Here is a 25,374-nt window from a genome sequence, read left to right as displayed (position 1 = left end):
TTTAGCAACTGATTTTATATGAGTACTAAAGAAAGTCAAATAATATCTACTTATACTTAATCTATGATTAATAAGTTTTTAAAAGTTATTGTTTTTTATATGTAAGAATTATATTAATAGGGTTTAGGTAATAAATTTTCATAATAATCAAAGCTAGATATTTTTATATAATATTTATTAACATCCAAATATGGTAAAATCTTTTACAAAATTATAGTTATGTGAAATTTTTAATTAGTATGCTTACATTTCAAGAAATTATTTTAAAGTTACATCATTACTGGGCATCTAAAGGATGTGCTATTATTCAGCCATTAGATATGGAAGTAGGTGCTGGTACATTTCATCCAGCGACAACTCTAAGAGCAATAGGTCCAGAGCCATGGACAGCAGCTTATGTTCAGCCATCTAGACGTCCTACAGATGGTCGCTATGGTGAGAATCCAAACCGTACGCAACACTATTATCAGTATCAGGTTGTAATGAAGCCATCTCCAGATAATATTCAAGAACTATATTTAGGTTCTTTAAAAGAACTTGGTATAGATGCTTTAGAAAATGATATTCGTTTTGTTGAGGATAACTGGGAGTCGCCAACACTAGGTGCTTGGGGACTTGGTTGGGAAGTATGGTCTAACGGTATGGAAATTACACAGTTTACATATTTCCAACAAGTTGGTGGACTGGAGTGTAAACCTGTGATGGGTGAGATTACATACGGTCTTGAACGTCTTGCAATGTATATCCAAAATGTTGATAGTATGTATGATTTACTTTGGGCAAATACTCAAAATGGGCCTTTATATTATCGTGATGTATTTCTACAAAATGAAGTTGAGATGTCTACCTATAACTTTGAAGAGGCAAATGTTGAAGAGTTATTTAAACAGTTTGATTTGCTAGAGAAAGAAGGTTACAGACTAGTTGAAAAAAATCTTCCAATTCCTGCTTATGAGTTTGTTTTGAAAGCTTCTCATACTTTTAACTTGTTAGATGCTCGTCATGCAATATCAGTAACAGAGAGACAGGGATATATTTTACGAGTTAGAAAGTTAGCTTTAGAAGTTGCTAAGGAATATTATAGTGCTAGAGAAAAACTAGGCTTTCCAGCTTTTAAAAAGTAGTTTTCTAATCTGTCATACTACGGCTTGACCGTAGTATCCATATGTATATACTAAAATTTGAATAGATTCTATGGTCAAGCCATAGAATGACACATTGGGTTGGTTCGCTATGAGATCTATCAGTCAAATATTAAAATTTTTGGGTGTTCAAAACTTATCTGAAGATGATTTTGAAATACAGTCTTTATATTTAGATAGTCGTAAATGTGATAGTGGGTCAGCCTTTATAGCTTTAAAAGGGCAAACCACTGATGGGAATAAGTATATTAATACTGTTATTTCTCAAGGAGTAAGTTTAGTTTTTACTGATAGTGCTGAATTTGAGGATGGGAATAAAGTTTTTTACGTCAAGGATTTAAAGGATAAGTTAGCAAACTTAGCTATATGGTTTTATGCTTATAAAAAGCCCTCAAATATAATAGGTATAACTGGCACAAATGGTAAGACCTCAATTTCTAACTATATTGCACAATTTCTAGATTTGAATGCTCAAAAAACATTACTACTAGGTACAAATGGTAATGGTATTTATCCTAATCTAAAAGAAAGTTCTCATACTACGCTAGATGTTTTATCTCTATATCAAACTACATCAAGTTATAGTGATTATCAAAATTTGGTTATGGAAGTATCTTCCCACTCATTAGATCAGAAACGTACCGAAGGCTTAGATTTTGATATTGCAGTATTTAGTAACCTTAGCCATGATCATCTTGATTATCATAAAACTATGCAGAGCTACTTTGAAGCGAAAGCTAAACTATTTAAGTTTGATAGTTTAAGGAAAGCTGTTATAAACATAGATGATGATTATGGACAAAAGCTTTGTGATCTTTGTAGTTGTGAAGTTATAACTGTAAGCTTAAAATCAAATCAGGCTGATGTGTATATAGATGTTAAAGCTATTGAAAATATGCAAACAAGTTTTGAACTATATGCTTTTCAGGAATACCTTGGAATTTATCAAACAGCTTTGGTTGGTGAGTTTAATCTAATGAATTTGGCTTTAAGTTTTGCTGCTTTAGATGGGTATCTTCTTAGGGAGGAACTTTTAGAGAATATAATTAATATCCGACCCGTAAAGGGGCGTATGGAAATTATTCAGTTATATAATGGAGCTAAGGTCATAATCGATTATGCACATACTCCTGATGCTCTAGAAAAAGCCTTACAAACATTACAAGATTATTCTCAAAATACCTTATGGAGTATCTTTGGTTGTGGTGGAGATAGAGATGCTACAAAGAGACCTGAGATGGCTAAAATTGCTGAAAAATATGCTGATAAAATAATTGTTACAGAAGATAATAACCGATTTGAAAATATAGATAATATTTTTAATGATATTAAAAAAGGATTTAATAATGTAGATCAGCATAAGTTTATTCCATCGCGTAAGAATGCTATCGAATATGCAATTGAGAAATCTAAAATTGGAGATATTATTCTTTTAGCTGGAAAAGGTCATGAATGCTATCTCGACAAGAATGGTGTTAAAGAGTATTTTGATGAGCGAGAGGTTGTTAGAAAATATAAGTAATGCTTTTTGTTTTTAGTTTAAGATTTCTTTATAATGATTTTTATATATAGTTTTTCTCTAATAGATAATGCTTAAAACATTAACTTTGTTATTTTTTAGCTTATTGATTTTATCTAGTTGTAGCTCGGTTCGTTTTGATTCAAATCCGAGTAGCCCTATAGTTTTTTCTTCCGAGAAAATTAGTTTTTAAATGGTATTTATTAGTAGCGTATTTTAAACTTAAGGATTATGTGTTTCTATAAGATATAATGTTAATGGAATATAGATATTTTGAAATTTGGGATAAGTTTATCCTGGCACGAGATAAGTTATTTTCGGATATTAAATTTAAAAATCAGAAAGAAAAATTTATATTAGTGTTAGAGGCACGAATTAATTCTTTAACTGAAGAACTACTTTTCCTAGCTAGAAACTCAAGATATACTTCAAGTCAAATTCTAATGAGAAGCACAATTGAGACATATATAGATTTAAAATGCTTAGTTCAAGACGATTCTTTTATTGATGTTTTAATACAATCTGAAAGAGAATCTGAAAAAAAATATTTAGAAAATTTTAGTCCAAATAATAAGTATTATGGATTACAGTTTGAAAATGATGTTCAAAATAGATTAAAAAAGCTTTATAAAGATAACGACAAGTCAAAGCATATTAGAATATATCAAAAATTTGAGAAAGTGGGCGAGTTGGATTTTTATAGAACAGTTTATAATTATTTATGTCGACATACTCATGGCAATATTACGGCGCTTGCGTCTAAACACTTTGAGGATGATAAAATTAAATTAAATAGATCTTTAATAAGTAACTCTGAATTTACATTTATATTATCTTCATCAATAAATACAGCTATAGCATCGACACTCGAAGTTTTAGAAGAGTTTAATTTTAAAACAGAAAATACTATATTATTTAGGGAATTTATTGATGATGTTAATAAACTTGTAAATATAGATAGTAATAGTAACAAATAATACTATTTTTGATAAAATTACAAATTAATGATTTTACAACTATTTACTCATTATAGGATATTAAATGATCAAATCACTAAAACAGCTAGCGATACAAGCAGGCTTAGAATACATCGGTGAAGATATTTCAATTCAAACAGTAGCTATTAACTCAAATGAAATAAAACAAGATGCTTTATTTGTGGCAATTGTAGCTAATCGTGATGGACATGAGTTTATTCCTAGTGCTATTACTAACGGAGCAAAGGCTCTTTTAGTTTCAAAGAAGCAAGATTTAGATATTCCACAAGTAGTTTGTGCTAACACTATCAAAGGTTTAAGAGCTTTAGCAAAAGAATATCGTAAATCATTAAAGATGCCGATAATTTCTCTAACAGGAAGCTGTGGGAAAACAACAGTAAAGGAGATGATTGTAACTCTTTTATCTGGTAAAAAAGTGCATTTCACACAAGGTAATTTTAATAACTATCTTGGTGTGCCAATGACAATATTAGAAACACCTCAAGATTTTGATTTTGCAGTAGTTGAGGCTGGTACAAATGTTGGTGGTGAGATAAAAGCAGCAGCTGATATTATTCAACCAGATATTGCTATGATTACAAATGTTGGAGCAAGCCATTTAGAAAATCTAAAAACTTTAGATGGTGTGATGATAGAAAAGGGTGAGCTTTTGAAAGCATTACCTAGCGATGGTTATTGTATAGTGAATCTTGATGATGAAAGGATTCCTAATTATGTAGATAAGTTGAATTGTCATAAGATAACTTGTTCAATGAGTAACAAGTCTGCTGATATTTTACTTCTAGATTACCAAGTATCATCAGAGTGCTATGATGTTAAAGTTAGAATTTTTGATAAAGAATATACTTATAAATTACCTAATATTGGTAAGCATAATTTACTTAATAGTATATTAGCTATAGCGAGCGTAGTTGCTGCAGGTATAAAGCCAGCTGAGTTTTTATCAAATACTCAAAAAATTAAGAGCTACAAAGGACGATTTACCAGTGAAAAAATAACTGATAAATTAACTTTAGTTGATGACACTTATAACGCTAGTGTTGCTGCAATGAAAGCAGCTGTTGATGATTTAACTGATTTTAAAGGTAAGAAAATACTTGTTGCAAGCTCTATGAAAGAGTTAGGTGATGAAGCTGAGAATTACCATAGGCAAATGGGACAATGGCTAAAGCAAGCAAACTTAGATAAGGTATTTTTATTTGGTGATAGCCAATTGATGAATTGTGTGCTTAAGCAAGTAGATGGTCATAGAGTAAGTTATTATAAATCAAAGCAAAGCTTAAATAATGACTTGCTAGATTTTATAAAAAAATCTCAGCTATCTGAGACTAAAATAATAGTCAAAGGGGCTAGAAGCTATAAGATGGAAGAGATAGTTGAGCATATAAGAATTTCTTTTTCTAAAAAAAATAAATAGTATATAATCGAATCAACCTATAAATTTATAAGAGTATTTATATGAAGAGATTATCAGTATTTGTGATGTTGTTATTCACGTTAACTTACGCGTATTCTTCAACTGCCACGAAAAACTTTAATTGTCCAGTTTTTAAACCTGGACAGGTATGTACTAGTGTTAATCCATTCTGTGGCGATAATTGTAGTAATACTCCATTCTGTACAACAACTTGTTGGCCTACTAGTGCTGGATCTGCTTGGGCTGGCGCGGGTGTAACAAGTGAAACTAAACAGTTGTATTGTCCTCAATCGACATTTGCAAATTGTCACTTCTCAGGTCCTCCTACTCCTACAGGAGTAAACCCTAGTGAGAATCCAAGCCTGCCTTGTAAAGTAAACAAAGATGGTAAAACAGCTAATTGTAGATGTAAGGTTTTTACTGGGCCAAGCTATGTCAATATTGATGGCATTATGAATTTAGGAGTCTATTATGAAACAGTTGCTGTGTGTGGCAAAGATGGTTCTAAATGCAAAAATTTATCTACCTGTGAGCCTGGAGGGAAAGGTAAGTGTGTAGGTAAAATAGCTCCTGTATGTTCATACGTTGCTGCTCAAAATAGAAAAGATGATAGAGTTTCATTTATACCTGGGTATGATTTAATATCAACTTATAGTTTTGATATGAATAAAGCCTATGATGCTGCAGGGCCAAAAGGTGGTCCAGCGTGCTCTAATATAGATGTAGCTGGTTGTATGGCTCAACCGTGTAAGTATGAGAAAGGATCTAAAGAGTTTGCAAATTGTACTTGTCCTATCACTAAAAATGTTAAATCATTTAGGTTACATTCAAAAATTGCATCTTGTGATCTTCCAAAAGGTTATGTTTGGGAGTAGATTTAGGCTTAACAATTATTCTTTTTTATCTTAGATTTTTGTTTTTATGATATTTAATACTCTTCTTAAAGGTTCAGCTGCGCCCCAAAGTAGCTGGTCACCTACTGTGAAACAATGAAATATATCATCAGCTAATAGCGATGGTTTAATACGTCCAATAGCAATATCTAAAGTTCCAGAAGTTGCTTGAGGTGTTAGGTCTCTTAATGTATCTTCTTTATTGTTTTCAACTACTTTGACCCATTCATTACCTTTAGAGATCTTTTCTTTAATTTCTTCGATAGTTAGTTTTTCTCTAAGCTTTATAGTTAGTGCTTGAGAATGAGATCTTAAACTAGGCACTCTTACACATACGCCATCAACTGGAATAGTTTTCTTAGTATCAAGGATTTTGTTAAGCTCTGTTGCTGCTTTATACTCTTCTTTAGTTTGACCATTATCCATAGCAACATCTATCCATGGCAGAAGGTTATAGGCAAGTGTCTGACCAGTCTTTTGCTGAGGTATCAAATCAGCATTTTTTGATAGTTTACGTAGAGTTTTCTCTCTTGTTAAAATATCTTGGTTAGTATCGTCAGCTTTGTTTAATAAAGATGTTTGCTCTAGTAACTCCTGCATTGCTGCAGCACCAGAACCTGAAATAGCTTGATAGGTGCTAGAATTAACCCATTCAACAAGATTTTCTTTTAATAAACCAGCTATAGCAAGGGACATTAAGCTAACTGTGCAGTTGCTTCCAATAAAATCTTTTTTACCATTATTTATAGCTTCAGCTATTTGATCGTGATTTAATGGATCTAGTACTAGAGTGCTGTTTTTATCTAGGCGCAGTGTTGAAGCAGCATCTATCCAAAAACCTTGCCAACCATGGGCTCTAAGTTTTGGATGGATATCTTTTGTATATTCTCCGCCTTGACAACTTAACAGGATATCCATTTTACTAAGTTGCTCTATATTAAAAGCATCTTGTAATACGCCATATTGTTGCATAAAACCCGATGGATTTTGCCCAGCTTGAGATGTTGAGAAGAAAGTAGGTGAAATGTCATCAAAATCTTTTGATTCAATCATTCTAGACATTAAAACAGAGCCAACCATTCCTCGCCAACCAATAAAACCAACTTTAAGCATAAAATCCTCCATAACTACTAGTGTATATAACCTAATGATAAAGTATAATACAAAACTAACTAATTTAATATTTGTTAAAATCTTAAGGTATAAATATGATAGTACATAAATTTGGAGGAAGTAGTCTCGCTACAGCAGAAAAAATAAAAAATGTGTCTAATATTATAGAATGTCATGATGAAGCTGTGGTTGTTTCTGCATCAGCAAAAACTACGAGCAATTTGCAAAAAGCTATAGATCAAGCAATTCTAGGTAGTGACTACGATGAGACACTTAATCTGATTTTGGAGCACCATACTCAGATTATTAATGAGCTAACTCCAGAAGATACAACTATCAAAGCCTTAGTTATTAGAGATTTACGGAATATAAGAAATATATTAAATACTATTACTATTACAAACTTTTGTGCTGATAACTTAAGATTCTTTATTCTAGGGTTTGGGGAAATATGGTCAGCAAATATCTTAACAGCATATTTAAAATCAAAAGGTAAGAATGCATACTTTATAGATGCTTCTGATTGTTTGATTGTTAATGATCGTAGCTATCCTGTTACTGTAAATTGGCAGAAAAGTTTAGAAGAACTTGAAACTATCAAAAGAGAAAATCCAGCGGATGTATATGTTATAACAGGGTTTATTGCTCAGAATAAATATGGTAAGAGAACTATTTTAGGTCTAAACTGTAGTGACTATTCAGCAGCAATCTTTGCAAAATTATTACAAGCTGAGAAACTATATATTTGGACAGATGTAGCAGGTGTATATAGTGCAAACCCTCAAGTTGTGCCAGAGGCAAAACCTCTAACTCAGTTAACTTATAAAGAGGCGTTGGAGTTAGCTTATTTTGGCGCATCTGTTGTTCATCCTCTGACTATTACACCTATGGCTTTAGAGAGAACTCCTATTTATATAAAAAGTAGCTATGCTCCTGAAGAACCAGGTACTAAGATTTGTGCAGATAAAGATGAAAATCAAGGACTTATTAAAGGTTTAACAAGTGTATCAGATGTTGCTATAGTTCGAGTACAAGGTGCTGGGATGATTGGGGTATCAGGTATATCATATAAAGTATTTGGAGCTTTAGAAAAAGCCGAAATATCTGTGATGATGATATCTCAAGCAAGCTCTGAGTATTCTATATGCTTTGCTATAGATAGCATAAATGCGGATAAGGCTACAGAAACTTTAAAGCAAGAATTTGCTAGTGAAATAAAAAGCAATCTTATAGAGGAGATAGTTGTTCATAAACATCACTCGTTAATTACCGCTGTTGGTGAAGGTATGAGAGCGAAAACAGGATCACTCGCAAAATTAGTAAACTCACTTAGATTAGCAAATATAAATATACATGCTATTGCGCAAGGATCATCGGAACGAAGTGTTACTTTTGCTGTTAAAACAGAAGATGAAGCACGCGGCGTTCAAGCAATGCATCGTCATTATAATACTATAAGTGATGATATTGCTATTGCTGTGATTGGGGCAGGAAATATTGGTAAAGAGTTTATCAAACAAATGAAACAAACATATCAAAAATGGTATGAAAAGGGTATTAATCTTATACTTATTGGAGCAACTAATTCAAAGCAGATGAGAATTGTATATGAAAATCTGTTGTTTGAAAATGTAGATACTTTACTTGAAGAAAATATCGAGCCAGTAAATTTAGAGAAATTAGCAGAATTTATGTCTCGTGCTTCAGCAGTTAAAAAAATCATTATTGATACAACTGCAAGTGAAGAGGTATCAAAAAGTTATATTAACTTCTTACAAAAAGGTATAAGTATTGTAACACCAAATAAATACGCAAATTCTGGTAACTATGATTATTATCAAGAATTAAGAAAGGTTGCTGGTGAGAGTGGCTCTATGTTTCTATATGAAACAAATGTTTGTGCAGGGTTACCTCTTATTGCGACTTTACAGAGTATGGTGCGAAGTGGCGATCAGGTTAAAGCAATTAGTGGTATTTTCTCTGGGACATTAAGCTATTTATTTACACAGCTAAACAATGGTGTGATCTTCTCAGATGCTGTAAAAATGGCATATGATGCTGGTTATACTGAGCCTGATCCACGTCAAGATTTATCTGGAATGGATGTGGCTAGAAAGACTATAATTTTAGCTAGAGAAATAGGCTTAAATCTTAGCTTAACTGATCTAACAGTAGAAAACTTAGTTCCAGAAGAACTTAGAGAATGTAGCGTTGAAGAGTTCTTTGAAAAGCTGCCAACATTTAATGATCAGATAATGAATCAAATAAAAGAGAAGAAACAAGATCTAGCAGGGGTGCACTATGTAGGCTCTATTAATAATGGAGCTGCAAATGTTGGTATTCAGGCTTATAATGAAGCTAGCCCCTTTGCTAATGTTAAAGGTACTGATAATATAGTAATGATAAACACACAAAGATATACACAGCCAATGGTTATTCAAGGAGCTGGTGCAGGTATCGAAGTAACTGCTGCGGGTGTTTACGGTGATGTTATAACTGTAATAAGAGAAAAATAATTATGAAATTAGCGAATGTAAATTTTGCTAAAGCTTTTGCGCCAGCTACTAGTGCTAATTTTGCGGTTGGCTATGATCTGTTAGGCTTTGCTTTAGAAGGCGTAGGTGACACTATAGAGCTTATCAAAAGAGATGATAATAACTTAGTTATAAAGCAAATATCTGGTACAACAGGGGCAGATAAGCTTCCATATGATAGCGATAAAAATGTTGCTACAGCTGTTATCAAAAAATTCTTAACTGATAAAAATATAAACATAGGCTTTGATGTTTATATTCATAAGGGAATAACTCTTGGTTCAGGAATGGGTGGCTCAGCAGCATCTTCAGTAGCAGCGCTAGTCGCTATGAATGCTTTCTTTGAACAGCCATTATCATATGATGAGCTGGTTGATTATGCGATCTATGGTGAGAGTCTTATATCTGGTGCTTATCATGGGGATAACGCAGTACCTTGTATGTACGGTGGTTTAGTTTTACTGCAAAGCTCAAAACCATGTAAAAAAATACAGTTACCAATTGCTGATTGTAAAGTGGCTATAGTTTGTCCTGACTTATCAATCGAGACAAAACAAGCTAGAGAACTTCTAAAAGAACCATATGATTTATCAACAATCGTTAAGCATGGTGCATGTTTAGCTTCAGTAATAAGTGCTTTGTATACAAAAGATTTAGATTTATTAAGTGATAACTTAAAAGATATACTTGTTGAGCCAAGAAGAGCAAAATTAATTACTGGTTTTTATGATGTCAAAAATGCTGCATATAATGCTGGTGCACTTGGATGTGGGATATCAGGATCTGGACCTACAATGTTTGCACTGGCAACAGAAGATAATATTGCAAAAGTTAGCCAAGCTATGCAAAATAAATTTAATGAATTTAACTTAAAGTCTGACAGTTGGATTAGCACTATGAGTGACAAAGGTGCATATATATTAGAGAAAGGGTAGTAAAGGTTATTAACTATGAATTTTATTAGTACAAGAGATAAAGATATTAAAGTTTCACTAAGTGAGGCTATGCAGTCAGGGTTAGCTCCTGATGGTGGATTATTTGTCCCAGAAAGATTCCCAACAGTTAATTGGCAGAACTTTGATGAAAATATAAGCTATGCTGAGTTTGCTGCAAATACATTAAGAGAGTTTTTTAAGGGTGATGAGCTAGAAAGTTCATTAGATAAAATCTGTAAAAATGCATTTACTTTTGCAGTGCCAGTAAAAAGATTGGATGATAATACTTCTATTTTAGAACTTTTTCATGGTCCAACTTTGTCATTTAAGGACTTTGGTGCAAGGTTTTTAGCAAATTGTTTAAGCTCTATCAATAGTGATAAACCTTTTACTATATTAGTTGCAACTTCTGGTGATACTGGATCTGCTGTAGCAGCAGCATTTCATGGTAAGAGCAATATCCGAGTGGTAGTGATGTTTCCTAAAGATAAAATATCTAAGAGACAGGAAAAACAAATAACTTGTTGGGGTGATAATATCCAAGCTGTAGAAGTTGAGGGTGTATTTGATGACTGTCAAGCACTGGTAAAAGAAGCCTTCAAGACATCTTGGTGGACAGATAAGACAAAACTAAATACATCAAATAGTATAAATATTGGTAGATTGCTACCTCAATCAACTTATTATGCATATACTTCATGGCAGTATTATCTACAAACTGGTAAAAAAGCTAACTATATTGTACCATCTGGAAATATTGGTAATATAACAGCTGCTTTTTGGGCTAAGCAAATGGGCTTCCCAATCGATGAAATATCAATGAGCTTAAATGCAAATGATACTGTCATAGACTATTTAAATACAGGTGAATTTAATCCAAGAGCTAGTGTCGAGACTTTAGCAAATGCAATGGATGTTGGTAATCCTAGTAATTTTGAGAGATTATTATATCTGTTAGGTAATTATGAGAATTTCAAAAATAATATAAAAGCTACGTGTGTATCAGATGCCGAAATAAAGGATGAAATAAAGCAAGTATATAAACAATATAACGAAATTGTTTGTCCTCATACAGCAACTGGCTTTGTAGCTAGAAAGCAAAGTGATAGCAACAAAGATTATATAATTGTAGCTACAGCGCATCCAGCTAAATTTGAATCTGTTATTGAGCCGGTATTAGATATAGAAGTTGCTCCAACAGAAGCGTTACAGCAATTATTAGATAAAAAGCAACATAAAGTATCAATAGATAAGTCTATGAATGAGCTTTGTGAAGTTTACTCAAAGGCTTTTGATATTTAATCCAATAAATATATAACTTACTATTTACTTGTAGAATATTATTTGAAAACCATAATTTAACATTATCAATAATAGAACTCTATAAAAATCATTGTCATCCTCGTGCTTGACACGGGGATCTCCTGGTTATTTAAGATATTTCTGTCTTCGTGGGGAAATAACAGCAAGTCATTAAATCAAAAGTCTTTGAGATATGTGTTCGAGAACCTGTTTTTTTGAAGAAGACAGGTTTACCCAAAATATAATCCAAAGAATAAAAGAGGCTAAAATTGCAACTAAGCCAATTAAAGGAATCATAGATAGGAAGCTAATGCCAAAATAGCAATAAAACAAAGTTGGATTATAAGTTGCTTTTATGCCAGTATTCTGAGAGAAAGTTTTTGCTTGTTCAGATATTTTAGTAACACAAACGATAATAGCTACCATATTCCATAGCGGTATTAGTTGAGTCCAAAACCACGCACCACTAATTTTATCTGTTTGGTTGGCATCACTATAAGCATTAGATAAGCTCTGTTGCGACATGATATATCTAACAGAAATAAATATGTAGATAGCAAAGAATACTAGAAATATTATAGGAAGTAGAGTCGCTCCAGCAGAATCTTGATAGTCATTAAAATCGGCGGCCATTGAGATAGATGATAATCCAATTAGACTCGAAAAAGTAATTAATGATTTTTTTAACATTATTCTACTCCTTATATTATCTAAAAAACTAGAGAGTTATATTAAGTAGAATAGAATATGATAGCAATTTATTCAAAGTATTTATTAATTTATTTAGCTGATACTAGTGACTTGTGTTATGTCACCATTTTTAGATATTTTTATATAATTACCATTTTTAAACCAATCTCCTAATACGTATCTAGTATAGTCATTATTGGTGTGTATAGCCATTTTATGGGTATGACCATGAATCACAATATCACAATCTTTACGATACTTGTTGATAGCTTTTGCCGTGACATCAATATTTGGCTTTTGGGTGTTTTTAGAATAGCTATGGCTACGGGCTGTTTTAGCTAGTCTTTGACGGAAAAAGAGTGGTAGTTTTAAAAATATGAATTGTAAAACTCTATTTCTAGCTAGAGATCTATAAAACAAATAGCTTTTATCATCGCCACACATACGATCCCCATGAGCTAAAACTATTTTTTCATTAGCAATATCTAAATAATATGGATCTTTGATTAATTTAACACCACTTTGCTGAGTAAACTTTTTACCAATTAGAAAATCGCGATTACCGTGCATAAAAAAGATTTCTAAACCTTTATCATGAGCTTGTTTTAGATATCCTGTAATTTGGTGATAAAACTCATCTGTATGATCATCACCTATCCAATAATCAAAAAAATCACCGAGAATATAAAGACAATTATTTTCAGATGAGATACTTTCTATGAACTTTTTAAATACTTCAGCAGTCTCAACATGAGAAATATTTAGGTGTAAATCTGCGATTATATATATATCTTTATTATGAGCCATATTTTTTACGGTAATCTTTAAATTTATTAATCATCTCTTTATCAAGATTCTCTTTAACATACTCAAAGATGCTTTCAAAGTTTGTCACAGCTAGCACAGGTATATTAAAGTCTTGAGAGATCTTTTTTGTCGCTGAAATATTACTATCTTTAGCTTTTTCTTGGCGGTCGATCGACAGTACAACGCCTGCAATTTCTGCATTTATTGTTTTAAGTTTATCATATGATTCATAAAAAGCTGTACCAGCTGTCATTACATCATCAACTAACAAGACTTTTTTATCTGTCATATCAGCGCCAACAAAAACACCACCCTCGCCATGAGCTTTAGCCTCTTTGCGATCAAAAGCATAGGGGATATCAATATTATATTTGAGAGCCAAAACTGTTGAAATAGCAGCTACCAAAGGGATTCCTTTATATGCAGGGCCAAATAAAACATCGTACTTAATATTACTTTGAGCAATTTTTTGAGCATAATAATCTGCTAATGTTGCAAGCTGACTACCAGAGTTAAACAAACCAGCATTAAAAAAATATGGACTTATACGTCCTGATTTTAGAGTAAACTCCCCAAATTTAAGAACTTTACTTTCCAGAGCAAACTCGATAAACATAATTTATCCTCAGACATTTAAATCTTGATATAAGTATAAATAATAATTTTTGTAATACCAAGATAATCTATTAAACGAGCTAGATTGCTTAAGCTATAAAGTATAAATAAACTACAAGTATATTTAAAAATTATAAACTGCTATAATTTAGCAAATTTTGTAAATGCTTAAAATCAATTAATGTCAAAACATATTCATATCTTAGGTATCTGTGGGACTTTTATGGGCTCTTTAGCTGTTTTAGCAAAACAAAAAGGCTATAAAGTTACAGGATCTGATACTAATGTATATCCTCCGATGAGCACATATCTTGAATCTCAAGGAATTGAAATATTACAAGGGTTTGATTGCTCACAGTTAGATATAAATCCAGATGAAATTATTATTGGTAATATTATGACAAGAGGAATGCCAATAATAGAAAAGATTCTTGAAGATAAACTAAATTACTTTTCAGGTCCAGAATGGTTATACCAAAATATTCTTAAATATAAAAAGGTTATTGCAATAGCTGGAACTCATGGTAAAACCACTACTACAACAATGACTATAAAGGTTCTTGAACAAGCAGGTCTAAATCCTAACTTTTTGGTTGGTGGTGTAAGTAGTGATTTTGGTGTTTCGTCACGTTATACTGATTCTGAGTATTTTGTTATAGAAGCAGATGAGTATGATACGGCCTTTTTTGATAAACGTTCAAAATTAATACATTATGCCCCGAGTATTTTTGTTATAAATAATATTGAATATGATCATGCTGATATTTTTAAGGATATTGATGCTATATATTGGCAGTTTCATCAGCTTATTAGAAAAATGCCAGCTAATGCGAATATTATCTATAATGCAGCAGATAAGAATGTACAAAATATTATAGCTATGGGTTGTTGGTCTGAAACTACAAAGATTAATTCATATGAAGGTATTCATATTCGCGAAAACTTACCTGATTTCTCTGAGTTTAAGCTGAGTAATGATCACAAAAATGTAGATATCTCATGGGGATTAATAGGTGAACATAATGCATTAAATGCGATGAGTGCTTATGCTGTAGCAAAGCAGCTAAATATCTCAGATGATGATATTAAAAAAGCTTTAGCGAGTTTTAAAGGTGTTAAAAGACGTTTAGAAGTCTTATCTAATAAAGATAATATTACTTTGTATGATGATTTTGCTCATCATCCAACATCTATAAAGCTAACTATAGAAGCTGTACGTAACAAGGATCCAAAAGCTTATATTTTGGCTTTAATTGATCCTCGTTCAAATACTATGAGACAAGGTGATAACAAAGATAATCTCCCTATGGCTATAGTTGATGCAGATCAGGTCCTTTTATATAACCATAGTTTATTAAAGTGGAATGCTAAAGAGCTTTTGAAGAATTCTAATAATGTTAGTTTTATGACTAATGTAGAAGATTTTATTAAAAATATTAAAGACTTAATAATTAAACATCAAAATAGTAATATTCAGATTGTTATGATGAGTAATGGTTCATTTGATGGTTTAAGAGAAAAGCTAGTTGAGCTTGTGGAGGCATAGGTGAGTAGTTTAATTTATGGAATACATGCAGTTGATAGTTTGGTAGAGTCAAATCAAGCTAAAGAAGTGATTGTATTTAAAAAACAGCAGAGTATTAATCCTAAAATAGAGAGTATTATCTCTAATGCAGAGATAAAAAATATTAAGATCACTTTTATTGATAACTTTAAAGCATTACCGGGTCGTATAAGAAAAGATGCTAATCATCAAAATATTTTTGCAATAGAGAAAAATGATTTTAAAACATATACAGAAAAGGATATAAAAAATCTAATACCTGAGGATAAAAATACCTTTATCTTAATATTAGACAGTGTTCAGGATCCTCATAATTTTGGTGCGTGTATTCGTAGTGCTCACTCTGCTGGAGTCGATTTTATTATTGTACCTAAAGATAATAGTGCGCCGATAAATGCGACAGTCAAAAAAGTGGCTTGTGGAGCTGCCGAGCATACAAAAATAATGGTAGTTACAAACTTAGCTAGGGCAATTGAAAAGCTAAAAGAACTGGGTGTTTGGATTATTGGTCTAGCTGGTGAAGCAGATGAGAGTTTATATGATATGAATTTAAGTGACTCTATTGCGATAATTGCAGGTGCAGAAGGAAGTGGTATGCGTCAGCGTACTAAAGCAAGCTGTGACTTTTTAGCTAAACTACCAATGTTTGGTGAGGTTTCAAGCTTAAATGTCTCTGTAGCTACTGGTATTGCTTTATATGAAACTGTAAGACAAAGAATTTAATTATTAGCTCCTTTTGTGAACTTAACTATATACAGTGTAGCTACTGTAATTAGAATAATAGTTAACTGTTGTATTGGGAGGTTTGATAGTAATTTATGTCCAGCAGAAAAACTCATTATAAAGTTCGCGAATCCAGCTAATGAGAATTTGAAAAAGTTATTTAAAGCAGTAGCAGATCCAAAATTGATTGAGACTAGTTGTAATGATTCGCTTAAAAGTGATGTTGAACTTAGACTCACACCATAGCATATGGCTAGCATTATAATCATAAAAATATATGCATGATTAAAGCCACTATGGTTATATAACAGCATCATTAATACTCCAGCAAGAGATATGCTAAGTCCAGCATATGAGAAGACTTTTAATGGAAATGATTCGCTAAGTTTTTTTAAAGTAAAATTTGCCAATATTAGTCCAATTACAGTTATTGCAAAATAGATCACATATAAAGCATATCCAGTATTGTAAACTTTAAGGTAGATAATTGAAGCAGCTCCAACATAGCTAAAAAAGGCAGCAAATAAAAGTCCAGAACAAATAGTATATGCTATAAACTTTATATTTTTAAAATGACAAAAATAGGCAGTGAGTAGTTTTTTTATAGATCTTTGTCTTTGTTCAATATGATGAGTTTCAGGTAATAGACTACATAGAATTAGTAATAATACGCCAAATGTAGATAAAAAATGAAACGAACTCTGCCAACTAGATGTTAAAACTATTAAGCCCGTTCCTATCATTGGTGAAATCATCGGTGAGATTAGCATTATTATTGATAGAGTTGCAATAGTATTTGTTAATTTCTTGCCATTGTAACAATCTCTTGCAATAGCTAATGCTATTACAGTTCCAGATGAATCAGTTAAACCTTGAATTAATCGAAATATTGCAAGCTGTGAGAAACTTTGACTATGAGCACATAGAAAAGTGCTTACTATATATAGAAACATTCCTGAAATTAGGCAACGTTTTCTACCATATTTATCCGATAGAGATCCCCATAAGAGCATACCGATTGAAAATCCAATAAAATATGTTGTAAATGTAAAAATTACATCACTAGGTTGTACATTAAAATGATTTGCAATATCGGGAATAGCAGGCGCATAAGTATTTACCGCAAACGGTGGTAGCATAGCTAAAAAAGCTAAGGTCAACAGGAATAGTTTACTATCTTTTTTTATTATCATGAGAGAATCCTTTAAGATCTAAGAGGTAGATAATTTAGCATGGTATATTTTAGCAAACAAAGATATTAAAGAAAGAAATTTGTTATCAAACTTTATTATAGAAATAAGTATATTTGCTGCAAAAAAAATGTGATTAATTAAAATTTAATTTATATTTAAATTATAAGTTAACACTTATTTGCTATATGAAAAAAACAATAACGATTATAGTGTTATCATTTTTTATCTTCTTGGTAGGCTGTACTCCAAAGAGTAACTACCAAAACTCTAGAGTTATAGAAACACCTAATTCTATAAATGTTAGAACAGTTAGAGGTTGGCCAAATCAAGCTTGGCATATGGCTACTTTTAACAATGGTGTTAGAGTTGTAGCAAAAAAAGGTAATACAACTATAAAAGTAATATGTCCTAAAGGTCAGGTTTTACTTGTACAAGATTCAGTTAATGCAGGCTCAATTATTGGTAAAAAATGTAATGCTAAAGATGGATGTATCGCTTCAGGTGTCCAGTTTATTTTAACAGGAGGCAAATCTAATTTTGTTGCCTACAATAAAACTATACAAACAGGAGTTACCATAGAAGATCTAAATGCATGGATTCTAGGTCCGGATAATGGACTTTCAGCAGTAAACTGCATACCTAAAAATCACATTAATGATTGGACAGATGCTTAATAATATAATTTATCTCAGTGTCTTTTAAGAATCTCAAATTTTGTTTAATATTATCTCTAGTACCTTATATAAGATTGTGAGATTTACTTAATAAATAAATAAAGTATGAGGCTGTAAGGTAGATGATTTAATCATCTAGGTTTTTTTTATAAATTTTAATTGTATATATAATAGCTACCGTAATTAGGATAATAATAAGCTGAAGCATAGGAAGGTTTGAGAGTAGCTTATGTACACTTGAAAAGCTCATTATAAAGTTTGCAAATCCAGCAAGTGAAAATTTAAAAAAATTGGTTAAAGCAGTTGCGGATCCAAAATTAGCAGGCACTAACTGTAATGACTGACTTAAAAGAGATGTTGAGCATAAACTTTCACCATAGCATATATTAAGCATTAATATCATAAAAATATAAGCGTGTCTATACTGAGTATGAGTATATATCAACATGATAATGACACCTATTAATGCTATGCTAATACCAATAAATGTAAATGTTTTTAGCTGGAAATAATTACTAAGTTTTTTTAAGGTGAAATTTGCTAAGATTAATCCTAGTGCTGTTGCAGCAAAATATAAGATATATAATATATATCCAGTATTATAGACTTTTAGATAGATGACTGAAGATGCACCAACATAGCTAAAGAAGGCGGAAAATAAAAGTCCTGAGCATATGGCATATGCTATGAATTCTAAATTCTTCAGATGCTTTAAATAAGCAACCAACAGTTTCGTGATAGATTTTTGTCGTTGATTAATATGATGTGTTTCTGGTAATAAACTACAAAGAATAATCAGTAACACCCCAAAAGCAAATAAAAAATAAAATGAGCTTTGCCAGCTAGCTGTCATAACTATTAGTCCTGTTCCTATCATAGGTGATATAATAGGGGCAATAAACTTTATTATAGATAAGCTTGCTAGAGTAGTTGTTAGTTTTTTACCATTATAACAATCTCTTGCAATAGCTAATGCTATAACAGTTCCAGATGAATCAGTTAAACCTTGGATTAATCTAAATATTGCAAGTTGCTGAAAACTTTGACTATGGGCACATAATAAGCTGCTTACTATATACAAAAACATTCCTGATATTAGACAAGGCTTTCTGCCATATTTATCAGATAAAGATCCCCATATAAGAATACCAATTGAAAAGCCTATGAAATATGTTGTAAAAGTAAAGATTATACTATTAGTTTGTATATTGAAGTGCTTAGCAATATCAGGGATTGCTGGTGAATATGTGTTCACTGCAAAAGGAGCTAACATTGTTAAGAAAGCTAATGTTAGCAGGAAAAGTTTACTATCTTTTTTTAACATTATGAAATAAATCCTTTTAAGACTAAAGAAGGCGATAATTTAACAGCTAGATGTTTTAGCAATAAAGCGATTAAAGAAAAAAGTTTATTAAAATATTAGCTGTAGTTATACCGTTTCAAAAAGTCACTTTATGCTAAAATATTCTAAAGTTAGCATCTAATAAAGTAAAAGATTATGCAATTTGCTTTTTTAAATAGCAATAAATATGCAGCTATTAATGCTTTTAAAGCAAGTGTTGCTGTAATGCTAGGGTATTTAGTCGGAGATATATTAGGTGATATACTTGATATCCAAAGAATGTATTTATGGATTGTAATAACAATACTTGTTGTGATGTCAACCCAACCAAATTTGGGTGGTGCATTAGATAAAGCTATTATGAGATTCTTAGGAACACTTATAGGAGCAATTGTTGCTACAGTAATAGTAGCGTCTATAGATAATAATATTATCCAAGTTTTACTATCTGTACCATTTATATTTTTAGCAGTATATTTTGCTGGAGCATCTAAGTACAGCTATGCAGGAACTTTAGCAGGTATAACACTAATTATTATTGTATTGAATCAACAGCCTGGAGTCCAAGTTGCAATATATAGAGCTGTAGAGATATCTTTAGGGATAATAATTTCTCTAATTGTAAATAGATTTATTTTTCCTATTAGGGCTGAGACTAGACTCAAGGAGAGTTTTGCTAAAACTATTTCACAGATTCATGACTTTTTTGATATTCTCTTTATCGAGCGTAATCATTCTCACAAAAAACTTAGAGAAAGCATTTTTCATGAGTTTACTAAGCATTTGACACTTGTGAAAGAGTTAAAATATGAAAAATCTGCTAAAAAAGTGCGTGAGTTTGAGAAAATGAGCCTATATATTCGCAGACTATATCGATATATGATCGTTATGTATGAATATATAGAAGCATCATTTGATGCTAAAACTATCGAGAAGTTAGATAAAGAGCCTGCTTTTATTGAGTTTAAGAAATATATTATGCAATCATTGTCTGATATTTCTAATGATATTAAAGTTAGAAAAAGAATAAGTTATAAAGAATTATTGCGCTTTGAAAAACATATATTGCCTTTATTAAAAGATGTTGAGTTCTTAAATGATAAAGATGAAAGTTTTACTTTTTATATCAATATGTTTTTAAATGCTTTAAAAAGATTATCCTTAGAATATAACTATATTCTGCAAATTTCAAAATATTGATTAAATAGAGGCTTTAGGATAGTATGTAGCCTTGAGATTTTATTATTACATTTTTATTTATATGAGGTTTAATATATTATGAATCTTCACTCAAGGAATATCTTAATTCCTATACTTATCATAACAATTATTGTTGATATTATGGGGGCTGGTTTAGTTTTTCCAATAATGCCGTCATTATTTTTTGGTAAGGCATATATTACATTTGGTGATCCAGGGGGTAATTTCCAAAACTGGTATTATTCAATTGCCTTAGCTTGTTGGCCACTAGGCTTACTAATAGGATGTCCAGTAATTGGTGAATTATCAGATAAATATGGTCGTAAGATCATATTAATCGTTGCACTAATAACAACATGTATTTCATATATGCTATCAGCGTATGCGATATATTCGCATGATTATTTATTATTTATTTCAAGTAGATTCATTAGTGGTTTAGCAGGAGGAGCTTTTGAAATTGCTCAAGCAGCAGTTATTGATATATCCTCAGAAGAAGAAAAATCTAAGAACTTAGGTTATATTACAATGGCGGCATCATTAGGTTTTGTGGTTGGTCCTATTGTAACTAGTTTTGTCTCATCTATGAGTATTAATCATATGATACCATTTATGTTTGCTGCACTTTTATCTTTTATAAATATGATCTTTATTGTGATAGTTATGAAGAAGGATCTGCCTAAAAACCCTGGGTTAGTTGTTGAATTAGAAACAATATATAAAACGATATCATTTTTACTATCTGATAAAAGAGTTAGGCTAATTGGGGTTGTTTACTTACTTATACAATGTGCATGGGGATTTTATGGTCAAGGTGTAGCATTATTCTTGAATTTGACATATCACTATAGTATATCTCTAACAGGGCTTTTCTATGCAGTAATGGGGTTATCGACAGCTATTGCAAGTATTACAATTCAGCCTAAGATTTTTGCTAAAGCATCAAAGCAAGTAGCTTTTGTTCGATCTGCTGTTATATGCGGTATAGGTTTTGCATTCGTTGCTATTTTAGCTAATCAAGAAGTCCAATGGCTATTAGCCGTTATAGTATCGGTTGCTCAGCTAATTTGCTATACAGCTTTACTATCAATGATATCTGATGCTGTTTCTGATAAAGAACAAGGTAAAGCAATGGGGGCAGCTGGAGCAGGATTTGGATTAGCGTGGTTCTTAAATGATATTATGATGGGGCATTTATCAGCAATATCGCCATCATCGCCTATATCATTTGGTTCGATTATGTACTTTAGTGCTGCGATTATTTTTGTATTTTCTATCAAAATCTTGCGTGAGAGGGTACAATAATAGCCAATTTAATTAATATTGTTTTATTTTCTTAAATGCAATTAATATCTTTAAAAAATATAAGTCTTAATTTTGGTACACATATAGTTTTAGATCAAGTTGATCTTGATATATCTAAAGGACAAAGAGTGTGTTTGATTGGCCGTAATGGTACAGGTAAATCATCTTTATTAAAAGTCATTGAAGGAAAGGTCATTCCAGATGATGGCGAAGTTATAGTTCACAATAATGCTAAAGTTGCTAGCATGATTCAGGAAGTTCCTAGTGATATTAGTGGGAGTATTAGTGATGTTATACTACAAGGTTTAGGCGAGCTTGGAAAAAAACTGATCTCATACCAAAATGTTCTAGAACATGATCCTCAATCAGCAGAGTTAGAATCTTTACATAAATATATAGATGAAAATCATGGTTGGAGTTACCTTAATGATGTAGAAGTCTTAGCATCAAAACTTAGTCTTGATTCAAAAGCTCAATTTAAAGACCTATCTGGTGGAATGAAAAGAAGAGTTATACTTGCTCGAGCATTGATAAATAGACCTGATTTATTACTTTTAGATGAGCCAACAAACCATCTTGATATAGATTCTATTAAGTGGTTAGAGGAGTTCTTGGCTAATTTTAGTGGAGCTATACTTTTTATTACACATGATAGGAAGTTTTTAAATAATGTTGCAAAAAGTATTATTGAGTTAGATAGAGGACACTTATATTCCTTTGATGGGAATTACACTAAGTTTTTAGAAAAAAAAGAGCAGATTTTAGATGCACAAGAGAAAGCTAATAGTGAGTTTGATAAGAAGCTAGCTCAAGAAGAAGCATGGATTCGTCAGGGTATAAAAGCTCGGAGAACAAGAAATGAAGGGCGTGTTAGGGCTCTAGAGCAAATGAGACGTGAACGTAAACAAAGACGAGAAGGTGTTGGCAGGGCGGATATCAAAGTTGCACAAGCTGAGAAATCGTCTAAGAAAGTTATCCAAGCAAACAATATTGGTTTTGAGTATCAAGGAAGCTATCTTTTTAAAGACTTCTCAACAGAGATTCACAAATCAGATAAAATTGCGATAATAGGTCAAAATGGTTGTGGGAAAACTACACTTTTAAATTGCTTATTAGGTATTGAAAAACCTACACAAGGGAATGTGGTATTAGCAGATAATATTAAGATAGCATATTTTGATCAGCTAAGAGATCAGCTAGATGAAAGCTTAAGTATTATTGATAATGTTAAAGAAGGTTCTGATTTTCTTAATATAAATGGCAAAGAAACTCATGTAATAACATATTTACAAAAGTTCTTATTTACACCAGAGAGGTTGCATTCTCCGATTACACATTTATCAGGCGGGGAGAAAAATCGTTTACTATTAGCTAAGATTTTATCTAAGCCTAGTAATGTAATAGTTCTTGATGAACCTACTAATGATTTAGATATTGAAACTTTAGAAATCCTAGAGGAAATGCTAATTAACTATCAAGGTACTATAATTTTAGTTAGTCATGATAGAGAGTTTATAAATAACGTTGCGACAAGTTCAATAGTATTTGAACAAGGTCATTTAAATGAGTATGTTGGTGGATATGATGATTGGATATCACAGCAAAAACAAGTTGAGCAAGTTAAAGCACCTAAAAAAGTTGATGAGCCTAAAAATAAACTGACTTATGAGCAACGTAAACAATTACGAAATCTACCTAATCAAATAGAGAAATTGGAGAATAATATCTCTAAGATAGAGGCACAAATGGGTGAGTTAGATTTTTATCAACAAGCTCAACAAGAAATAACAAAAACTCAAAATCAATTAGATCAGCTGAACCAAGAATTAGAGGAAAAATATGCTCTTTGGGAAGAGCTTTTAGAATTAGAATAATCAAAATTTGTTAGTTTATCTATGTTATTATACTAGTTATGTTCATTTAATTTTTAATTGTTATTACTAAAGTATGGTTACACAAAAAATAGATTCTAAAGATCTTAAAGAGGAAAAAAAAGTTTTAGCCATAACATCATTAGCAGAATTCGCTGAGAGATATGGTTATTACATAATTCAATCATTATTAATATTTTATTTGATAGATAAATTTCAAATATCTCAAAGCTTGTCAGCATCGTTGGTAGGTACTACTCTTGCGATGGTGTATATCTCAGCTATTTTAGGAGGATTTATAGCAGAACGATATCTTGGTTATTATAGGGCTGGATTACTAGGATCATTTTTTATGGTTGGCGGCTTTTTTATCATAGCGGTATCAACTAGCCAAACAGTCTTATATTTAGGACTAAGCTTTATCTCGGTAAGTACAGGGCTTATAAAATCTAATATGTCTGCTTTTATAGGAAGGTTTTATGATAAATCTACTTTAAATGATTCAAAAAGAGATTTTGGTTTTAATATTTTCTATATGGGGATAAACCTAGGTAGTTTTGGGGCACTATTTATAGCTAGCTGGTTAAAAGATAATTATGGCTTTGGCGCACCGTTCTATAGTAGCATGGCTGTTAGTATCTTTATGCTATGTTTACTTCTTTTAGGATTTAAGTTTGTAGGCAAACATATTATAGATTTTAAACTTACCGTATCGATTATTTTAAAAGTAAGTGTTTTATTAGCTGTGTACATTGTTATTTTATTTTATATATTTAAACAACCTATAATAGCTAATTTTTCTATAATTGTGGCTTTGGTTGGAGCTATAGTAATCCTTGTACTTTCGATAAAAAAATCTAGTATTAAAAAAGTTATAGTAGCAGGAATATTTTTCTCATTATCAATAATATATTGGGGATTGTACTTCCAAATGTTTATTAGCTTATTACTATTTACTCAATATTCTGTGGATAACTCATTACTAAATCCGAGTCAATTTTTAAGTGTTGAGTCACTTAGTGTTTTGTTTTTTGCGAGTATCTTGGGTAAGTTTTGGATATATTTGGATAAGAGAGGCAATAAAATAGAAGATGTCGATAAGTTTAATATAGCTTTTGTACTAATGATTGTGACATTTTTAATTATACTAGTTTCAATACTTGTCTCTTCAGAGGGGACTAAGGTTGCTGCCTATGGGATTATATTTGGTTATATAATTTTGGGTATTTCAGAGTTATCTTTATCTGCAATTGGCTTATCAATGATTACAAAAATAGCGCCAAAAGGTTTTGTAGCATTATATATGGGGATATGGCTAGTTACTTTAGGTGTAGGTGGTAAGCTTGGGGGCTTTATAGCTAGTTTCTTCTATATATCCGAAACTAACCTAAGCTTAGCTAAAGCAAATATGTGTGATGGCTTAGATACGTTTATTGTTTTAGCAGTATTAACAAGTCTTTCAATTTTATTATTAAGAAAGTTTGTAAATAAGAATGTTTAAATATAAGCTAATTTAATGATTAGAAGATTTTAATTT

21 protein-coding genes are annotated in these 25,374 nt (G+C 31.4%); 15 read left to right on the top strand and 6 right to left on the bottom strand.

All coding sequences use genetic code 11. The features are described from left to right. The first annotated feature begins 239 nt into the window (after nt 1-239). The 5 genes from glyQ (at nt 240) to FIP56_RS08160 (ending at nt 5,951) form a co-directional block, all read left to right on the top strand. Nucleotides 240-1,124, top strand: a complete 885-nt coding sequence (gene glyQ, locus FIP56_RS08180; RefSeq protein ID WP_192578436.1) for a glycine--tRNA ligase subunit alpha — start codon at nt 240-242, stop codon at nt 1,122-1,124. A 109-nt stretch (nt 1,125-1,233) separates the two neighbouring features. After that, nucleotides 1,234-2,664, top strand: coding sequence for a UDP-N-acetylmuramoyl-L-alanyl-D-glutamate--2,6-diaminopimelate ligase (locus FIP56_RS08175; protein WP_192578435.1), 1,431 nt, complete (start codon nt 1,234-1,236; stop codon nt 2,662-2,664). A 254-nt stretch (nt 2,665-2,918) separates the two neighbouring features. Beyond that, entirely contained in the window at nt 2,919-3,638 is a 720-nt protein-coding gene (locus tag FIP56_RS08170; RefSeq protein WP_192578434.1) for a DUF5677 domain-containing protein, read from the top strand. Nucleotides 3,639-3,702: 64 nt separating this feature from the next. Then, complete coding sequence (gene murF, locus FIP56_RS08165) at nt 3,703-5,076, top strand: UDP-N-acetylmuramoyl-tripeptide--D-alanyl-D-alanine ligase (protein ID WP_192578433.1); 1,374 nt, start codon at nt 3,703-3,705, stop codon at nt 5,074-5,076. Nucleotides 5,077-5,117: 41 nt separating this feature from the next. Then, on the top strand, nt 5,118-5,951 hold the full coding sequence (locus tag FIP56_RS08160) for a hypothetical protein (protein WP_192578432.1): 834 nt from the start codon (nt 5,118-5,120) through the stop codon (nt 5,949-5,951). Between the two features lie 30 nt (nt 5,952-5,981). Here FIP56_RS08160 and asd read toward each other — a convergent pair whose 3' ends face one another. Beyond that, nucleotides 5,982-7,082 (bottom strand): aspartate-semialdehyde dehydrogenase, encoded by a 1,101-nt coding sequence (gene asd, locus FIP56_RS08155; RefSeq protein WP_192578431.1) that lies wholly within the window; start codon nt 7,080-7,082, stop codon nt 5,982-5,984. Between the two features lie 95 nt (nt 7,083-7,177). Here asd and thrA point away from each other — a divergent pair, with 95 nt between their 5' ends. Genes thrA through thrC form a run of 3 tightly spaced genes read left to right on the top strand, consistent with a single transcriptional unit; the run spans nt 7,178 to nt 11,853 of the window. Then, nucleotides 7,178-9,598: a bifunctional aspartate kinase/homoserine dehydrogenase I gene (gene thrA / locus FIP56_RS08150; RefSeq protein WP_192578430.1), complete on the top strand. Its 2,421-nt coding sequence runs from the start codon at nt 7,178-7,180 to the stop codon at nt 9,596-9,598. Nucleotides 9,599-9,600: 2 nt separating this feature from the next. Then, entirely contained in the window at nt 9,601-10,551 is a 951-nt protein-coding gene (locus tag FIP56_RS08145) for a homoserine kinase (RefSeq protein WP_192578429.1), read from the top strand. Between the two features lie 15 nt (nt 10,552-10,566). After that, nucleotides 10,567-11,853 (top strand): threonine synthase, encoded by a 1,287-nt coding sequence (thrC, locus tag FIP56_RS08140; RefSeq protein ID WP_192578428.1) that lies wholly within the window; start codon nt 10,567-10,569, stop codon nt 11,851-11,853. Between the two features lie 171 nt (nt 11,854-12,024). Here thrC and FIP56_RS08135 read toward each other — a convergent pair whose 3' ends face one another. From FIP56_RS08135 to pyrE, 3 genes are all read right to left on the bottom strand, one after another. Next, nucleotides 12,025-12,543, bottom strand: a complete 519-nt coding sequence (locus FIP56_RS08135; protein WP_192578427.1) for a hypothetical protein — start codon at nt 12,541-12,543, stop codon at nt 12,025-12,027. 93 nt (nt 12,544-12,636) lie between these two features. Further along, nucleotides 12,637-13,350 carry a UDP-2,3-diacylglucosamine diphosphatase gene (locus tag FIP56_RS08130; RefSeq protein WP_192578426.1) on the bottom strand — a complete coding sequence of 238 codons (714 nt, stop codon included), beginning with the start codon at nt 13,348-13,350 and terminating at the stop codon, nt 12,637-12,639. Then, the gene (gene pyrE, locus FIP56_RS08125) at nt 13,340-13,966 is read right to left on the bottom strand and encodes an orotate phosphoribosyltransferase (RefSeq protein WP_192578425.1); all 627 of its coding nucleotides are present in this window, start codon (nt 13,964-13,966) and stop codon (nt 13,340-13,342) included. The genes FIP56_RS08130 and pyrE overlap by 11 nt, the downstream gene beginning before the upstream one ends. A gap of 180 nt (nt 13,967-14,146) precedes the next feature. Between pyrE and mpl the strand changes: the two genes are divergently transcribed. Next, nucleotides 14,147-15,511 carry a UDP-N-acetylmuramate:L-alanyl-gamma-D-glutamyl-meso-diaminopimelate ligase gene (gene mpl, locus FIP56_RS08120; protein ID WP_192578424.1) on the top strand — a complete coding sequence of 455 codons (1,365 nt, stop codon included), beginning with the start codon at nt 14,147-14,149 and terminating at the stop codon, nt 15,509-15,511. After that, the gene (gene rlmB / locus FIP56_RS08115) at nt 15,512-16,252 is read left to right on the top strand and encodes a 23S rRNA (guanosine(2251)-2'-O)-methyltransferase RlmB (RefSeq protein ID WP_192578423.1); all 741 of its coding nucleotides are present in this window, start codon (nt 15,512-15,514) and stop codon (nt 16,250-16,252) included. It abuts the gene before it with no gap. On the opposite strand, the gene FIP56_RS08110 is transcribed toward rlmB, so the two are convergent. Beyond that, nucleotides 16,249-17,442 carry a multidrug effflux MFS transporter gene (locus tag FIP56_RS08110; RefSeq protein WP_192578874.1) on the bottom strand — a complete coding sequence of 398 codons (1,194 nt, stop codon included), beginning with the start codon at nt 17,440-17,442 and terminating at the stop codon, nt 16,249-16,251. The genes rlmB and FIP56_RS08110 overlap by 4 nt on opposite strands. Nucleotides 17,443-17,630: 188 nt before the next feature. Here FIP56_RS08110 and FIP56_RS08105 point away from each other — a divergent pair, with 188 nt between their 5' ends. Next, a complete protein-coding gene (locus FIP56_RS08105) occupies nt 17,631-18,119 on the top strand; it encodes a hypothetical protein (protein WP_192578422.1) in 489 nt (162 codons plus the stop codon). A gap of 127 nt (nt 18,120-18,246) precedes the next feature. Here the strand turns inward: FIP56_RS08105 and FIP56_RS08100 are convergent, their stop codons facing one another. Then, nucleotides 18,247-19,443 (bottom strand): multidrug effflux MFS transporter, encoded by a 1,197-nt coding sequence (locus FIP56_RS08100; protein ID WP_192578421.1) that lies wholly within the window; start codon nt 19,441-19,443, stop codon nt 18,247-18,249. 174 nt (nt 19,444-19,617) lie between these two features. Between FIP56_RS08100 and FIP56_RS08095 the strand changes: the two genes are divergently transcribed. The 4 genes from FIP56_RS08095 (at nt 19,618) to FIP56_RS08080 (ending at nt 25,338) form a co-directional block, all read left to right on the top strand. Beyond that, the gene (locus FIP56_RS08095; RefSeq protein ID WP_192578420.1) at nt 19,618-20,661 is read left to right on the top strand and encodes an FUSC family protein; all 1,044 of its coding nucleotides are present in this window, start codon (nt 19,618-19,620) and stop codon (nt 20,659-20,661) included. A 78-nt stretch (nt 20,662-20,739) separates the two neighbouring features. Further along, nucleotides 20,740-21,966 carry an MFS transporter gene (locus FIP56_RS08090; RefSeq protein WP_192578419.1) on the top strand — a complete coding sequence of 409 codons (1,227 nt, stop codon included), beginning with the start codon at nt 20,740-20,742 and terminating at the stop codon, nt 21,964-21,966. Between the two features lie 35 nt (nt 21,967-22,001). Next, the gene (locus FIP56_RS08085; protein WP_192578418.1) at nt 22,002-23,840 is read left to right on the top strand and encodes an ATP-binding cassette domain-containing protein; all 1,839 of its coding nucleotides are present in this window, start codon (nt 22,002-22,004) and stop codon (nt 23,838-23,840) included. Nucleotides 23,841-23,913: 73 nt separating this feature from the next. Next, nucleotides 23,914-25,338 carry a peptide MFS transporter gene (locus tag FIP56_RS08080; protein WP_192578417.1) on the top strand — a complete coding sequence of 475 codons (1,425 nt, stop codon included), beginning with the start codon at nt 23,914-23,916 and terminating at the stop codon, nt 25,336-25,338. Nucleotides 25,339-25,374 lie beyond the last annotated feature (36 nt).

The sequence above is a fragment of the Francisella sp. LA112445 genome, assembly GCF_012224145.1.
Classification (GTDB): domain Bacteria; phylum Pseudomonadota; class Gammaproteobacteria; order Francisellales; family Francisellaceae; genus Francisella.
The sequence above is the reverse complement of the archived record's forward strand: the minus strand, read 5'-3'. Positions and strand labels throughout refer to the sequence as shown.